Source organism: Microcoleus sp. B4-C1 (genome assembly GCF_036705285.1).
In the GTDB taxonomy this organism is placed as follows: Bacteria; Cyanobacteriota; Cyanobacteriia; order Cyanobacteriales; family Microcoleaceae; genus Microcoleus.
The window spans coordinates 1-15,986 of sequence record NZ_JAUBUC010000067.1 but is presented as its reverse complement, the minus strand read 5'-3'; the positions used below and the strand labels follow the sequence as shown (position 1 = coordinate 15,986).

At 47.3% G+C, this 15,986-nt stretch carries 10 protein-coding genes, 1 tRNA gene, 1 pseudogene and 1 riboswitch; all 12 genes and pseudogenes read left to right on the top strand.

Annotation, left to right across the window (positions count from 1 at the left end):
- The first annotated feature begins 283 nt into the window (after window positions 1-283).
- Window positions 284-438, top strand: a riboswitch (guanidine-I (ykkC/yxkD leader).
- 144 nt (window positions 439-582) lie between these two features.
- The 12 genes and pseudogenes from QUB26_RS23070 to QUB26_RS23015 all read left to right on the top strand — a co-directional run bounded on the left by QUB26_RS23070 (window position 583) and on the right by QUB26_RS23015 (window position 15,714).
- Window positions 583-1,650: an ABC transporter substrate-binding protein gene (locus QUB26_RS23070; RefSeq protein WP_333242915.1), complete on the top strand. Its 1,068-nt coding sequence runs from the start codon at window positions 583-585 to the stop codon at window positions 1,648-1,650.
- Window positions 1,651-1,758: 108 nt separating this feature from the next.
- Window positions 1,759-2,610 (top strand): ABC transporter permease, encoded by an 852-nt coding sequence (locus QUB26_RS23065; RefSeq protein WP_172186088.1) that lies wholly within the window; start codon window positions 1,759-1,761, stop codon window positions 2,608-2,610.
- 193 nt (window positions 2,611-2,803) lie between these two features.
- A complete protein-coding gene (locus tag QUB26_RS23060) occupies window positions 2,804-3,580 on the top strand; it encodes an ABC transporter ATP-binding protein (RefSeq protein ID WP_333081668.1) in 777 nt (258 codons plus the stop codon).
- A 321-nt stretch (window positions 3,581-3,901) separates the two neighbouring features.
- Window positions 3,902-4,633 carry an urea amidolyase associated protein UAAP1 gene (locus QUB26_RS23055; protein ID WP_333319882.1) on the top strand — a complete coding sequence of 244 codons (732 nt, stop codon included), beginning with the start codon at window positions 3,902-3,904 and terminating at the stop codon, window positions 4,631-4,633.
- A 77-nt stretch (window positions 4,634-4,710) separates the two neighbouring features.
- Window positions 4,711-5,352 carry an urea amidolyase associated protein UAAP2 gene (locus QUB26_RS23050; protein ID WP_333242906.1) on the top strand — a complete coding sequence of 214 codons (642 nt, stop codon included), beginning with the start codon at window positions 4,711-4,713 and terminating at the stop codon, window positions 5,350-5,352.
- Window positions 5,353-5,496: 144 nt separating this feature from the next.
- Window positions 5,497-9,114, top strand: coding sequence for an urea carboxylase (gene uca / locus QUB26_RS23045; protein WP_333319880.1), 3,618 nt, complete (start codon window positions 5,497-5,499; stop codon window positions 9,112-9,114).
- Window positions 9,115-9,453: 339 nt separating this feature from the next.
- Window positions 9,454-9,679 (top strand): annotated as a pseudogene (locus QUB26_RS23040) (IS66 family transposase); the annotation flags it as partial.
- A gap of 476 nt (window positions 9,680-10,155) precedes the next feature.
- Entirely contained in the window at window positions 10,156-10,887 is a 732-nt protein-coding gene (gene radC, locus QUB26_RS23035; protein WP_172193060.1) for a RadC family protein, read from the top strand.
- A gap of 317 nt (window positions 10,888-11,204) precedes the next feature.
- Window positions 11,205-11,543 (top strand): DUF1815 family protein, encoded by a 339-nt coding sequence (locus tag QUB26_RS23030; protein ID WP_015176985.1) that lies wholly within the window; start codon window positions 11,205-11,207, stop codon window positions 11,541-11,543.
- Window positions 11,544-12,247: 704 nt separating this feature from the next.
- Entirely contained in the window at window positions 12,248-12,727 is a 480-nt protein-coding gene (locus QUB26_RS23025; protein ID WP_015176986.1) for a DUF4079 domain-containing protein, read from the top strand.
- Between the two features lie 200 nt (window positions 12,728-12,927).
- A complete protein-coding gene (locus QUB26_RS23020; RefSeq protein WP_333319878.1) occupies window positions 12,928-15,567 on the top strand; it encodes a ComEC/Rec2 family competence protein in 2,640 nt (879 codons plus the stop codon).
- A 60-nt stretch (window positions 15,568-15,627) separates the two neighbouring features.
- A tRNA-Ser gene (locus tag QUB26_RS23015) sits at window positions 15,628-15,714 on the top strand.
- Window positions 15,715-15,986: the final 272 nt, after the last annotated feature.

Here is a 15,986-nt window from a genome sequence, read left to right as displayed (position 1 = left end):
AAAAAGTAAGTGAATTGCAGCAATCAACAGTCTAGGATAAATCCCTGAGTCCGCCAGGGAATGAATTCCCTGTCTAATAGTTAAAGTCCTCTGAAGAGGACTAATGAGTTTAAAATTTTTATTAGTCCTCTTCAGAGGACTTTAGCTTTGAGACAGGGGTTGAAACCCCTGTCGGACTAGGGGTTTAACGTGGAAAGTTGAAATCAATTGGCTTTTGGAGTGTCCCTACAAGGGCTAGGTACCTTACCTGAAAAGTGCTGTATACAGACCAAAACCGAAAAAATTTAACCGCTTCTAGGGTTCCGATTTGAATCAGTTTCTAACTCAGCTTAGAAACTTCAAGTGCTGGTCCGAGAGAAGCAGACTGGTCATCCCAATATTTTATTAATTTGAGGGAAACACTAGCCAGTTACACGGCGGGATAAAAGCCCGGGAGAAACGCGATCGGTCAGCAAGACTCGGTTCGTTAGCTCTCGGGCTTTATCCTTGTATATCAGGGGGGTTTGCGGAAGCTAAGGAAGCCAAAGAAGGTGCAAAAGCTCGATCGACATATTCACCTCTCACCAGCAACCAGAATATCCTATGAATATCCGATATTGCTCCCCAAAAATAACGCGATCGCCCTTGTCCTACTGCGCCATATTTTTCATCAGCTTGTTTTTCGCTGTCGGCTGCGTCAACCCAGCAATTTATATCAAAACCACGACTGAAAGCGAAGCAGCTTCTTCAGTAAGTGCTAACGCAGTTCGCCTCGGATTCAGCGCGTGGCCCGGCTGGTTTCCGTGGCAAATTGCCAAAGAACAAAAGATATTTGAAGCCAACAATGTTCCTGTAGACTTAAAATGGTTTGACGGCTACCTAGAATCGATCAGCACCCTCACAGCAGGACAGATAGATGCTAACAGCCAAACCCTCGGCGATACAGTAAACTCTATATCAGGCGGTGCCGACCAAGTAATTGTTTTAGTCAACGACAACTCGACGGGAAATGACAAAGTGATTGTCGCTGAAGGCATCAATTCCGTTGCGGATTTAAAAGGTAAAAAAGTTGCAGCCGAGGAGGGTACAGTCGATCACTTTCTATTGCTGTTAGGGCTGAGACAAGCAGGTTTATCAGTGCAAGATATTCAATTTGTACCGCTGGAAACCGGTAAAGCTGCGGCGGCTTTCGTCGGAGGGCAAGTCGATGCGGTGGCAGTATTTGCGCCCTTTACCACCCAGGCCTTAAAACGATCGAACAGCAAAGAACTGTTTAGTTCAAAAGATTTTCCGGGGGCGATTTCCGACCACTTGGTATTCACGCGAAAGTTTATTGGCGAACACCCCGATCGAGTGCAAGCCCTGGTCAATTCATGGTTTGCAACATTGGAATACATGAAATCAAATAAAGAAAAATCTTACGAGATTCTAGCCAACCGCGCCGGAGTTAGCGTTGAGGAATACAAAGAATATGAAAACGGCACTCAGATATTTACGATCGAGGAAAACTTGAAAGCCTTTCAACCGGGAAATGACATGACATCATTGCAGTTTGCGGCGGCCGAAATGACTAAATTTCTTGTAGATGTAAATTTAGCAAAAACCCAACCAGATATCAGCACATTATTTGACGATCGCTTTATCAAAGCTTATGCAGAAGGTAAAAGCTAGGAGGCAGAATTTACGATTTTGCAGACACAAAAAACTTTCAACAAAATTCTTTTTTTAAATACCAAAAAGCTACTAAAATTACTCGCTCAACCATTCTGCAATTAAATCATGCCACCAAATCCCGAACCGCGATCGATCCAATCCCACCTCAAGCAAAAAAGCCTAAATCCCACCGTTTTCTGGCGGATTGCGGAAGAGATACCACAACCCCTCAATATTGGGTTAACGGTAACATCGATCGCACTGCCGCTGCTGCTGTGGTGGCTAGTAACAACCTTCGCCAACGTAGACCCCAAATTTTTGCCTTCCCCCGGCAAAGTTTTAGAGGCATTTGGTCGGCTGTGGAACACTCGCGAACTTTTGAAAGACACGGTAGCGAGTTTGTGGCGGGTGGGAGTGGGCTTTCTGTTCGCCTTGGTTTTTTCCATACCAATTGGCGTGCTGATGGGCAGCTTTCCCAGTATTCGCGCCTTGCTGGAACCCATGTTCGGCTTGATGCGATATATGCCCGCACCAGCATTTATTCCCCTCCTAATTCTCTACTTGGGAATCGGCGAAGAACCCAAAATAATGCTGATATTTATCGGCGTCTTTTTCTTCAATTCGCTGATGGTGATGGATACAGTCAAGTTTGTTCCAAAAGACTTGATCGAATCTACTTATATGTTGGGTGGGAATCGCTGGGAAATCCTCACTCAAGTTATTTTTCCCCACGTTTTGCCGGGAATTCTTGATGCTAGCCGCATCAACCTAGCTGCGGCTTGGCAATTGGTAATCGTCTCGGAATTGATTGCGGCAACCGAAGGCTTGGGCCGCCGGATCAGCGTCGCAGGTCGATTTCTCCGAACCGATGAAATTTTTGTGGGGTTGATTGTCATTGGGGCGATCGGACTGACTTTTGACTTGCTTTTTCAATATCTGCTGCGGGTTTCTTGTAAATGGTCAAGTCAGAAACAGTAAGCAAATTTTGAAGGAAGAAGGAAGTTCGGCAACGGATTATGTAACGGATGTAACGGATGGGAGGAAGATGGAAGAATGCAGCGCTATCAACCTAAGATTGAAAGACTCGATACCTATCGTTTTGATTGCTAAGCTTGATAAGCTTTGGGAATAAACAAATTCAGTTTTTACTTACAATACAGAGGATAAACTCATGTTTCTACAAATCAACAATCTGCACAAAAACTTTGAAACGAAAAAGGGTAAATTAGTTGTCCTCAAGGACATCAATATGAGCATTAAGCAAGGCGAATTTATCTGCGCGGTAGGCGCATCCGGTTCGGGCAAATCTACTCTGTTGAGGCAGATTGCGGGATTGGACAAGCCGACAACAGGGGAAGTGAAAATTGACGGCAAGGAAGTTGTTTCGCCTGGGCCGGATCGAGGTATGGTATTTCAGCATTACACTCTTTATCCTTGGATGAACGTGCAGGAAAATGCCGAGTTTGGCCTCAAACTTCAAGGCGTTTCCAAGAAAAAGCGACGCGAACAAGCGAGCTATTATTTGAATGTGGTAGGATTGACGCAGTTTGCTTCGTCGCTACCGAAGGAATTGTCGGGCGGGATGAAACAGCGGGTGGCGATCGCCCGCGCCCTCGCTTCTGAACCTAAAGTGTTATTAATGGATGAACCTTTCGGCGCCTTGGATATCCACACTAAAGAATCGATGCACGAATTTATGCTGGATTTGTGGCGCCGCACTCAGATTACAATCTTTATGATTACCCACGATGTCGAAGAAGCGGTGTTTCTTTCCAATCGGATTTATGCTTTGGGTGCTCGTCCCGGTACAGTGAGAAAGGAAATGTCGATTAATTTGCCCGATCGCACTCCCAGCATTAAACGCCACGCCAAATTCCACGATTACCGCGACGAACTCATGGATTTGATGCGGAAACACGGACAGGAAGCAGTTGCAATGGCTGCTTAAATAGAAATAGGTTTGTAGTTGCACTTTTACTCTTTGTGGAACAGGCATCTTGCCTGTTCGGGCGGGCTAGAAGCCCAACCCCTACTCCCCACAAAAAAATTCAATTTTATTGTGGAACAGGCATCTTGCCTGTTCGGGCGGGCAGGATGCCCACCCCACAAAGACTAAATTTTCTTGTGGAACAGGCATCTTGCCTGTTATTGAGAATGGTGCAAAATATCAGTGTAGATAAATATTACTTTGGGAGAGGGTGAGTTTTGCCACTACAAAATACTATTGTTTTGTTTCCCTCACCCCCCCCAAATACATCAAGAGGAACTTATGGTGCAACTATCATCGATCGACACAAACTCACAAATTGATTCTGACCTCGTATTAATGCAAGAAACCGTACCGGGCGGCGCGTACTGGTCGGGAGTCATCAAGCGGGGAAACACCCTGCGAATCACCGATTTAGAAGGCTCTCGCGGCGTTTCCATGCTGTGCTACAACGCCGACAATGCGATCGAACGTTTCAACGCAGCAGACACCGCCAAAATTCAATTCAACGCCTTTCTCAAACAAGGCATGGTGCTTTACACAGACATGGGGCGCATCCTATTTTCTATCACCCAAGACACCTCCGGCTGTCACGATTTGCTAGGAGGATGCAGCAACGCCATTAGCAATGCCAAAAAATACGGCGAAGGAGACTGGAAAAACTCCCGCGACAACTTCCTCAAAGCCCTAACTCGGTGGGGATTGAGCAAAAAAGATATCATGCCCAACCTCAACTTATTTACTCGCATTGCCGTCAAACCAGACGGCACAATGGAGTTTCGCGAAGGCTGCGAGAAACCGGGTAGTTTTATCGATTTGCGAGCCGAAATGAACGTATTGACAATTATCTCTAACTGTCCCCACATCCTGCATCCGGGTTCAATTTACGATCCAAAACCCATCCAAATTCAGATTGTGAAATCCCCCGCACCCGCACCAGACGACTTGTGCCGCACCGCCAACCCGGAAGCAGTGCGCGGCTTCATCAACACCGATGCTTTGTTCGTACAATAGACTCGATTCCAGCACTCAATCTTGTCCGCACCAATTGGCGGTAAAAAATTCTGCTATTCCATCACAAAAAGTGAACCATGACTGCAACTACCCAACAACTTCTCGATCCAAAAAATGCAATTTATAACGAAGTTTTACCCGCCAGACATCCCTGGTCTCGTGTCATCAAAAAAGGACAGATTCTTCGGATTGTAGATTTAGGCGGAAATCAAGCAGTAGATTTTTTAGTTTACAATGCCGATGACCCTTCCGAACGCTACAGCGCCCCCGATACGATCGTCAATCAAGGCAACATCTTTGTCACTACAAACAGCCAACTCATTTCCAACGAAGGGCGAGCCATGATGACCATAATTGCTGACTCCTGCGGGCGGCACGATACCTCCGGCGGCGCCTGTAGCTGCGAGAGCAATTCGGTGCGGTTTGGACTAGATAAAAAATACCAGCACGCCTGTGTTGAAAATTTCCTCGCCGCAATTCTTCCCTACGGTTTGGGTAAGCGAGATTTAGTCAGCAATATCAACTTCTTTATGAATGTTCCGGTTAGCGAAGATGGCACGCTTGAAATTGTTGACGGCATCTCTGATCCGGGAAGTACAGTTGATTTGCGAGCTGAAATGAACGCGCTGGTTGCTATTTCTAACTGCCCGCAAATGAACAATCCTTGCAATGCTTACAATCCTACGCCGATTCAGTTGATTGTTTGGGATGCGGTGTAGGTTGTAGCTGCATACCCGCCAGAAACCGCCAGGGGTTTAAACCCCTGGCTAATAGCTAAAGTCCTCTAAAGAGGACTGAAGAATCGATTGCCCATTAGCAATTATCAATTATCAATTAGCACTTATCAATTCCCAATTCTCTAAATGTTTAACAAAGTTTTGATTGCAAATCGCGGTGAAATTGCCTGCCGAATTATCCGCACCCTCGATCGCCTCGGAATTGCTTCGGTAGCAGTATATTCTGAAGCCGACGCCCATGCCAAGCACGTTTTCGCCGCCAGCGAAGCCGTTTGTATCGGTGCAGCCGCCGCAGCCGAGAGTTATTTGCGGTTCGATCGCATTCTCGAAGTTGCGCGCCAAACTAAAGCTCAAGCTATCCATCCGGGTTACGGCTTTTTAAGCGAAAATGCTGAATTTGCCGAAGCTTGTGCAAGCGAAAATATTGCATTTATCGGCCCGACTCCGAGTCAGTTGCGCTGCTTTGGATTGAAGCACACCGCGCGGGAAATAGCTGCTGCAAATCAAGTGCCGCTAACTCCCGGAAGCGAACTTTTAGCCAGTTTGGAGGATGCCCAAAAAGCGGCTGGGGCGATCGGCTATCCGGTGATGCTCAAAAGTACCGCAGGCGGCGGCGGCATTGGTTTGCAGGCTTGTTTTGGCGATCGAGATTTGGCAGAAGCCTTTGAAAAAGTACAGCGTTTGAGTCAAAGCAATTTTAAACAAAGCGGCGTTTTTTTAGAGAAATACATTCAAACAGCCAGGCACATAGAAGTCCAAATTTTTGGAGATGGCAAAGGAAATGTCATAGCCTTGGGCGAGCGAGATTGTTCGGTGCAGCGGCGCAATCAAAAAGTAATTGAAGAAACCCCCGCCCCTGCTATTAGCGACGAACAGCGAAATCAGTTGTACAGTGCAGCCGTGCGGTTGGGAAAAGCGGTAAATTACCAGTCAGCCGGTACTGTTGAATTTGTCTTTGATGTCGATGCGAAACAGTTTTATTTTTTGGAAGTCAACACGCGCCTGCAAGTTGAACATGGCGTTACTGAAGCTGTCAACAACATCGACCTCGTTGAGTGGATGGTAAAACAGGCTTCTGGAGATTTGTTCCCCCTGGAAGAGTACCGCTATCAACCGCAGGGACACTCAATTGAGGTGCGAATTTATGCGGAAGATGCCGGCAAGAATTTTCAGCCGAGTTCCGGGTTGCTGAATCAAGTTGCGTTTCCCGAAAACGTCCGCTGCGACAGTTGGATAGAAACCGGCACTGAGGTAACTCCTTTTTACGATCCGCTGCTAGCCAAAGTAATCGTTTGCGCGGATAATCGAACCCAGGCGATCGCTCAACTAAAAGCTGCTTTAGATGCCAGTGAAATAGCGGGAATTGAAACTAATTTAGATTACCTGCGCCAGATTTTGGACGATGCCCGATTCAGCCGGGGCGAACTGAGCACGCGCTTTTTAAACTCTTTTGAATACGCACCTTTAACGATCGATGTATTGGATGGGGGAACCTACAGCAGCATTCAAGATTATCCGGGGCGGATTGGCTATTGGGATGTTGGCGTGCCGCCTTCTGGGCCGATGGATCATCTGGCATTTCGATCGGCAAATCGTTTAGTAGGAAATCCCGAATCGACAGCAGGATTGGAATTCACAGCGACAGGCCCAACTCTGCGCTTTAATGCCGATACAGTTATTAGTTTAACTGGTGCAACTATGAAGGGAACGCTAAACGGCGAATCGGTGCCGTTTTGGACAGCAATTCCCGTAAAAGCTGGCAGCATTCTCAAGTTAAAAGCCATTCAAGGCGGCGGCTACCGCACTTATTTAGCAGTAAAACACGGCTTTAATGTCCCCGATTATTTGGGCAGCAAATCAACTTTTGTACTGGGCAAATTTGGCGGACACGCGGGCCGCACGCTGCGTCCGGGAGATGTATTGAAACTCAACCAAACTGCAACTCTGGAAGCGGAAATATCTTTGCCTCCAGAACTAATTCCCACCTACAGCAATAATTGGGAAATCGGCGTTTTGTACGGCCCTCACGGCGCGCCGGATTTCTTTACTGAGTCAGACATCGAAATGTTTTTCTCTACAGAATGGCAGGTGCATTACAACTCGACGCGGACGGGCATTCGGCTGATCGGCCCGAAGCCGACTTGGGCGCGTCAAGACGGCGGGGAAGCGGGTTTGCACCCGTCTAACATTCACGATAATGCTTACGCGATCGGCACGATCGATTTTACGGGCGATATGCCTGTAATTCTCGGTCTTGACGGCCCGAGTTTGGGAGGTTTTGTGTGTCCTGCTACTATTGTGCAGTCGGAATTGTGGAAAATCGGGCAACTAAAACCGGGGGACAGCATTCGCTTTCACTGTTTGAGTTTTGCTGAAGCTTTGCAGCGGGAATTAGCACAAGATAAGCAAATTGCTACTTTTTGTGTGCCTGTTTTTGAGGAAAATGCGGATAAATTGCCCGCAGTTCCCGCTTCTCCAATTTTGCACAAAATTCCCGAATCTCCGGGACAGGTTGCTGTTACTTACCGTCAAGCTGGGGATAAATATATTCTAGTTGAATACGGCCCGTTGGTGCTGGATTTAAATTTGCGTTTTCGGGCGCACGCATTGATGGAACAGTTGAAAGCAAATCCGTTGCCCGGTGTTATCGAATTAGTGCCGGGAATGCGATCGCTCCAAATTCACTTTGACAGCCGCCAGATTTCCCAACAGCAGCTAATGCAGGCGCTGATTGCGGCTGAGGCGGAACTTCCGGCGATCGAGGATTTGGAAGTGCCGGCGCGAATTGTGCACTTGCCTTTATCTTGGGAAGATGAATCGACGCTGTTGGCCATTGAAAAATATATGCAGTCTGTGCGATCGGATGCACCTTGGTGTCCCAGCAATATTGAGTTTATTCGCCGCATAAACGGGCTTGACAGCATCGAACAAGTCAGAGAAATTGTATTTAATGCTAGCTATTTAGTGATGGGTTTGGGAGACGTTTATTTAGGCGCCCCCGTCGCAACTCCCCTCGATCCGCGCCACCGTTTGGTTACTACTAAATACAATCCCGCCCGCACTTGGACTCCTGAAAATGCAGTTGGCATTGGTGGCGCGTATTTGTGCGTTTACGGGATGGAAGGGCCCGGAGGTTATCAATTTGTCGGCCGCACGGTACAAATGTGGAATCGGTTCAAACAAACGGCGGATTTCCAGTCTGGTAAACCTTGGCTTTTGCGCTTTTTTGACCAAATCCGATTTTATCCGGTTTCTCATGAGGAATTGCACCGCTGTCGGGAAGAATTTATCGAAGGGAAGTTTCAATTAAAGGTTGAGGAAATCACTTTTAATTTGAGAGAATACAATGAGTTTTTGCATTCTATTGCGGGCAGTGCTGCTGAGTTTAAAGCGCAGCAGCAGGCGGCATTTAATGCAGAGCGCGATCGCTGGGCCGCATCCGGGGAATTTGAAGCTGAATCAGCAGCAGAATCTTCGGCGGATATGGCTTCGGAAACGGCGGCGGAGGTTACTTTGCCGATCGACTGTGAGGCTGTTGTCGCTCACGTTTCGGCTAATGTTTGGCAGGTGCTGGTTAATGTGGGAGATGTGGTTGCTGAGGGCGATCGGCTGTTAATTTTGGAAGCGATGAAAATGGAAATTGCTATTACTGCTGATGTTGCGGGCACTGTTGCCGAGTTGTTTTGTGAAAAGGGGCAAACGGTGACAGCCGGACAAATTCTAGCGGCTATTCAACCGAATTAATCTCTCTGGTGTCAGGAGTGAACACTTACGCGCTTATGCGGGAAACACTTCTGTAATGAGGCACACTACTATCGTCTTTTAAATGCCGAACAGCTTATCGCCCATGAGTCCTGGCGCAAGACAAAGGATATACTTAGGAATGAGAATTAAATAACTTCCACTCTTGAAAGTGGGATGGGCTCTTATAGCCCGTCCAAAAATGACGGGCTATAAGAGCCCATCCCACAATAACAATTAAAATTGTAAGTTATTTAATTCGCGCTCCTTACCTACAACTCGTGGGATCAAGATTTCAAAATAAGATTGAATCAAGCTTTGGTGACTTGGTCGATCCTTGTGGGTTATGCCGCAGGTTTGTTGCTCAAATACTTACCAGATAAAGCAAAACAGTGGTGGTATTTTCTGGATGAGTCCTCGATGTCTCCGGATAATAATTTAGCAGAACTTTCTCTATGGCTAGCTGTAACTAAACGGAAAGTTTTTGGCGGCTCTCGTTCGATGAAACGATTTGAGGAAACTGCTAATCTCCGCTCGTGTGATTCAAACCTGTCGTTTTCAAGCTCGTTGAGTAATGGCTTTTTTCCGTGAGGCTATTTCTGCACATTCTTGTGCCTTGCCTATGCCGCTCGTTTATTCCCATTTTTCAGACCTGAATCCTTACACTGCAATAATAGCTTCAATTAAATTCATGGAGCTATGCACAGAGTTTGGATAGAACGGGCGATCGTCCCCTAGCCTCGCGCCGGTTCTATTATATAATCATCCGGTCAGAATAAATCCGCCCGGTCTGGCTTCTAGCCGTGGGGAGTGTCAATTTGCGACTCAAGCCCAAGCGCAGCGAGTGTTAGAGGCATATCCGGGCGATCGGTTTAAGCTCGATCGACATCGAGACTCGATCGCTTGCGAAACCCTGGGTTAGATTTTATCTGCCAACAGCCTCGGTTATTGATGAAGGCTTTTTTCGGTGATTGTACGAATAGAAGAACGCAAATCGATCGGCTAAAATTGTCTAATTGTTGAGCTTGCGGTGCGGGTGCAGCTATGACTTACAGCTTGAGAATTGTCGATTTGCCAACGAGTGAACGGCCACGGGAACGGCTGATGGCCGGGGGCCCGAAAAGTTTGGCGACTGCAGAATTGATTGCGATTCTTTTGGGTACTGGTCAAGGACAAGGCAAACTTTCCGCCGTAGGGCTCGGACAGTATATTTTAAATCAGTTGAGTTTGCATTCCCGCGATCCTCTGGCTGTGCTACGCAGTATTAGCGTTCAGGAGTTGACGCAGATTCACGGGATTGGCCCGGCTAAGGCAACTTCGATTTTGGCCGCAGTGGAGTTGGGGAAGCGGGTATTTCAGTCGCGGCCGCCGGAAATGGCTGTGGTTGACTCTCCTCAAGCGGCGGCTGATGCCCTGAGTCAGGATTTGATGTGGCAGTCTCAGGAACGTTTTGCTGTGGTGTTGCTGGATGTGAAAAATCGGCTGCTGGGTACTCAGGTAATTACGATCGGCACAGCAACGGAAACTTTGGCTCACCCACGGGATATTTTTCGCGAGGTGATCCGCCAAGGGGCGACGCGGGCGATCATCTCGCACAATCACCCATCGGGGATTGTGGAACCCAGCCCGGAGGATATTGCTTTGACGCGACAGTTGCTGGCGGGAGCGCAGTTTTTGTCGATTCCGCTACTGGATCACTTGATTTTGGGGAATGGCGATTTTCGGAGCTTGCGGCAGACGACGACGCTTTGGGACGAGTATCCCCAGGGTGATTGAACTCTTCTACTTAACTAATTTCATTACTATCATTAGTTATTTGTATCTTTGGGCTCTCGAACGGCTGAATCAGCCCTGACAGCAGGCAAATTTTCCGGCTGGAGTCCCCCGCGAGAGCCTGTTTTGAGTGAATGTTGCTGCTGATACTTCGTTTCGAGCACAACTCGGTTAATCTAGTATAGGTAGGCTGAAGAGGTCGCTAATCCGATTTTTTTTGAGCATACTAAACGTATACTGAACCAGCACCTAAATACCCATTTATTAAGAAATTATTAAATGGGCTGTAAAATACACGGTGTGGTGATAGGAGGAGAACTGTGTTTCTGAGACTTGCAGAACAACACCGTAAATTCGTTCAAGATTTGGTAATGAACCTCCAAGCTTTAGCGATCGTGCTAGAGCATCGGGGTTATCTGGCATCCTGCTACACTTGCGGGGGTCAGATGAACAGTGCCTCATTTATGGTCAGTTTGACGGACAACCATCTGATTCGATTTTTAGTGTCAGATTACGGTATCACTTGGACTGAGATGCGGGACGACCGCGAACTCATGAAACTAGAAGGTGCAGAAGCGATTAATCAGTTACAAGAACTGGCAAATCTCGTAAAGTATCAAATCCAACCTTCGGAAGCTACTTTAGCGACGGCCCAGTGAGTGTAGCGATTGCACGGTTCCGAGGAAGGCGACGCAAGAAAGTGGCTGCTTGTCTGCTAAAACCGAATCCCCAGCGAGTTAGTTGAGAGGGTTCATTTATGTGTACAGCGATGGCTGCTCAACAGCCAAGAGTGCTATCAGGGTGCCTTGAGACTGTTTAGCGATCAGTCGATCGAAGCGATCCTGGGCAGACGGCATACTTTATTCCCGAAGTCTCAAACTTGGAACCTCTAGTTTTTTTTTCAGTAGTTGATTCTCCCTTGAGAGCGATTAGCAAAATGTAGAAGTGTGACTGCTCTTTGGCTGCGATGTTAATTTCTCCCTTTGGCATTCACAAGTCAAGGAATTGAAATTAACTTTGAGCAGGCAGGTATAATTTAACATCCAGAGTGAGGATGAGGCTGTGAAGATTGGGCAAAAGGCAGCCCACGGGGTGTGATGTGCGGGCGAATGGCGTTTATTTTTGCTCTTAGATTTAGCCGATCGGGCTAATAATTAACTTGAAGCAGCATCACTGCTGTAAAACATCTCACAGCCGGCCCAAGCCGGCTAAGTTTTGCCTATATCCAGGCTTTTGACCAATGTTTGGCTGTTAGGTTAAACGGCTCTTTGAAGTGCACGATCGCACTTGCTACACTAATATTTTATAATATTTTAATGATTAGTCCGAAAATATTTATCGCCAAGTTTGGAGTCAGTATCAAATGGTAAATTTAAGCGAACTACTAGAACCCATCGCCAGTCAATTTCGCAGTCTAGGAATTCCCGAACCAATTACCCATTGGGGACACCCTGTAATGATGGGGATCGTGGTAGTGGCGATGGGCAGTTTTGTCGGGTATACGGGATGGCAGGGACGTTTGGCAACCGATAAAGATGTCGCACTCAAAAGTCGATCGGATCACCGCAAGCTTGCACCGTGGATGTTTCTGTTTCTAGCTTTGGGCTATACAGGCGGCTTGCTGTCGCTGGTGATGCAGCACCAGCCAGTCATGGAAAGTCCGCATTTTTGGACTGGTTCGGCAGTGCTGGTTTTGCTGGCTGTTGGCAGCTTGATTTCGCTAACGGGTTTTGGGGGCAATAAGCTGGCACTGCGCGCGGTTCACGCTTATTTAGGCACGACGGCCCTTGCACTTATGGTGCTGCACGCGGCTTTCGGTTTAAAATTGGGGCTGTCTATTTAGAAAAGGAAGAGGAAGGGGAAGGGGAAGGGAAAGAATATAAGGAAAGAATTTTTGCCATAACTTACGCACGGGTAGCCAGAAACCGGGTTTTTTACCCAAGTTCACGGCGTTTAGCCCTTTACTCCGCCTGAAAAACCCGGTTTCTTTGGTAAGGAGTGCATAGGTTGCCCTGAAATATTCCCCCTCTAAATTGCTAATTAATGAATCAAGCAACGGGTGTCATCTTCTGTCTTGCCTACATTTTGGGATTGATTTCTACAGCGGTTTCTTGGGGTAGATACGGGATACTTGCTTTGGGAATAACGGTAGCGATCGCCCTGCCGAAATTGTTGCGGAAATATACTAAAAATTCTGTCAAAGTTACTAAGAAAAGACGCAGCCGACAAAAAGAAAATGCTCTTGAAGCACCCTTAGATGCGAGGGAAGAGTTGAGTTTGTTGGAGATGCTGCCGCGAGCGAAATGGGTGTGGGCGGTTGCTGGTTTGCTGGCATTTCTAGCTAGCGTTTATTTTGCAGTTCGATCGCCCCAACCGGCCATAGATGACATCAGCAAACTGATTCCGGCGGTTGGAAACACTCAAGAAGTGGCAGTGACAGTTCGCGGTAGAGTTGTCAGTACGCCTCGATTGACTCGATCGGGTCGATCGCAATTTTGGCTAGAAACAGATTTAGTTAGCGAAATCAACGGCGGCGAGGGAGGAGCAGTTGTAAACCGCCCAGTATCCGGCAAACTCTACGTTACAGTTCCCCTGCTGCAAGCAACGGGTTTGTACGCCGACAATACGATCGCAGTTGTGGGTTCCTTGTACAAACCGCAGCCGCCGTCGAATCCGGGGGCTTTTAATTTTCAAGCATATTTAGCCAGAGAAGGAGCTTTTGTAGGGCTCAAAGGGCGTCAAATTGACTGGAAGAGAGAAAAGGCGATCGCGGATGTAAATCGAGTTAACAGCCAAACGGCTGCTTTCTTGGAACCAAGCGGGATGCAGCCATCGAAAATTCAAGCGATGCGGCAGCGGATCGTGCGATCGCAACTATCACAGTTAAATGTTCCCGAAGGGCCGCTAATCAGTGCGATCGCCCTCGGCAAACAAGCAGTAGATTTACCTTACAACATCCGTGACTATTTTGTGCAGGCTGGATTGGCCCACGCGATCGCAGCTTCCGGCACTCAAGTTTCGATGGTTTTGGCTTTAGTTCTAGCTTTAACCAGGCGTTTTTCCAAACAATTGCAATTTAGCTTTGGCGTCGGTGCTTTATTTTTGCTCGTGGGATTAACTGGCTTTGAAGCTTCAGTATGCCGCGCTGCTTTGATGGGATTTGGGACACTATTTGCTTTGGTGCTCAACCGCGCAGTTAAGCCGCTGGGATTGCTGTTAATTGCTGCTACTATTTTACTGCTGGTTAACCCTTTGTGGATTTGGGATTTAGGTTTTCAACTAAGTTTTTTGGCAACTTTGGGGTTAATCGTGACAACGCCACCACTGATGGCAAAGTTGGACTGGATGCCGCCTGCGATCGCTTCGATTGTTGTGGTTCCAATCGCCGCTTCAGTTTGGGTGCTGCCGCTGCTACTTTACGTTTTTAGCGTCGTATCACCTTACAGCATTTTAGTTAATATTATTGCCGCTCCTTTGCTGTGGATTTTGAGTATTGGGGGGATGGTTAGCGCTTTAGCTGGATTGATTTTTCCGCCCGCTGGCAGTGTTTTAGCACAACTGCTGGACTATCCGGCAAAGGGGTTAATTGCGATCGCCCAATATTTCTCGCAATTACCCGGTAATTCTGTAGCTGTCGGTCAAGTATCGGTGTTTCAGCTAATCGCGCTTTACAGTTTAATTTGCTGGGTTTGGATCGGGGGAAGAAGGAAGAAGGAAGAAGGAAGTTCGGCAACGGATTCTGTAACGGATGTAACGGATGTAACGGATAGAAGGAGGAAGGAAGAAAAAAGACGGAAGCCGGAAGCAGTCCGAGGGAAAAACCAGGAAAAGGGGAAAGGGAAGAAGGGGAAAAGTAGAGTTATTTCGCTACCGATTTTTTCATCGGCTTGGATTTTACCGCTGGCGCTGGTGGGGGGAATAAGTATCATAGTTTTGCCAGCTTGGCACGTTCAAGCATCTTTATTTCAAGTTACTTTGCTGGCGACATCTGGCGAACCTGTTTTAGTAATTCAAGATAGGGGAAAAGTGGCGCTAATTAATAGCGGTGATGAAAATACCGTAAGGTTTACAGTGTTGCCTTTTTTGCAGCAGCAAGGAGTTAATTCTGTGAATTTTGCGATCGCCACTCACGGTCATTTAGGATTGAGCAGTGGTTGGGGAAAATTACTAGCACGCTTGCCAATAAAAACCTTTTATGATAATAACGCTCCCAAACAAATTTACCGTAGCAACAATCAGGAATTTATGACGGCTGTGCAATCTCGCCAAGGCGTTTACTTTCCTTTAGAAACTAACAGTACAGTTGATATGGGTGCGACGCGGTTGCAGTTGGTGAATGCGGAGATTCCGGTGGTAGAATTCCTGGTGGGAAATCGAACTTGGTTGCTCGTCGGTGAAATGACACCGGAAGCGCAAAAAAAATTGGCAGCAACGGGAACCTTGAAGCCGGCTCAAGTGCTGTGGTGGTCAGGAAAAGCCCTGACGGCTGAGTTGTTAAGCGCAGTTGGGCCACAAGTGGCGATCGCCTCTGCTGACGAAATCGACCCAGAAACCGCAGCCCAACTGCGCCAAAGCAAAACCCAGATTTTCTGGACAGGGCGCGACGGAGCCCTCCAGTGGACTCCAACAGGGGGATTTAAGACCACTTTGGAATCTGAAGAAAATCAAACTTCTTTTTTATAAAGATTTACAATCTGGCACACTGTGCGGTAAAATACTTTTAGCTCACATCTCAAATCAATTGGAGAGGTGGCAGAGCGGTTGAATGCGGTAGACTCGAAATCTACTTTGGAGGCAACTTCAACGTGGGTTCAAATCCCACCCTCTCCGTACATCTCTTACTACACAAGGCTTTGAGGTTATCACCTTCTTTAGCCATCCGTGCAGTTTATCGGCAGTGGTATATAAAGTGGTATATAAAAACTGTATATAAACCGCTTTTATATACCACTTTTTGCTTTCACTCCACACCGCATCAGGGCGATCGGTCAAGACAAAAGTATTTCTAAAATTGCCTCGAAATCTATTTTAACTACCAGCCGGGAAGTCCCGGGCGTATATTCAGAGGGGATGAATCTGAGCGCTAAGCGAAGTACCCCGAA

What these genes read in the sequence shown, in the direction of transcription:
- QUB26_RS23070 (WP_333242915.1), top strand. Translation starts at nt 583, where the DNA reads ATGAATATCCGATATTGCTCCCCAAAAATAACGCGATCGCCCTTGTCC.
- QUB26_RS23055 (WP_333319882.1), top strand. Translation starts at nt 3,902, where the DNA reads ATGGTGCAACTATCATCGATCGACACAAACTCACAAATTGATTCTGAC.
- QUB26_RS23060 (WP_333081668.1), top strand. Translation starts at nt 2,804, where the DNA reads ATGTTTCTACAAATCAACAATCTGCACAAAAACTTTGAAACGAAAAAG.
- uca (WP_333319880.1), top strand. Translation starts at nt 5,497, where the DNA reads ATGTTTAACAAAGTTTTGATTGCAAATCGCGGTGAAATTGCCTGCCGA.
- radC (WP_172193060.1), top strand. Translation starts at nt 10,156, where the DNA reads ATGACTTACAGCTTGAGAATTGTCGATTTGCCAACGAGTGAACGGCCA.
- QUB26_RS23025 (WP_015176986.1), top strand. Translation starts at nt 12,248, where the DNA reads ATGGTAAATTTAAGCGAACTACTAGAACCCATCGCCAGTCAATTTCGC.
- QUB26_RS23020 (WP_333319878.1), top strand. Translation starts at nt 12,928, where the DNA reads ATGAATCAAGCAACGGGTGTCATCTTCTGTCTTGCCTACATTTTGGGA.
- QUB26_RS23065 (WP_172186088.1), top strand. Translation starts at nt 1,759, where the DNA reads ATGCCACCAAATCCCGAACCGCGATCGATCCAATCCCACCTCAAGCAA.
- QUB26_RS23050 (WP_333242906.1), top strand. Translation starts at nt 4,711, where the DNA reads ATGACTGCAACTACCCAACAACTTCTCGATCCAAAAAATGCAATTTAT.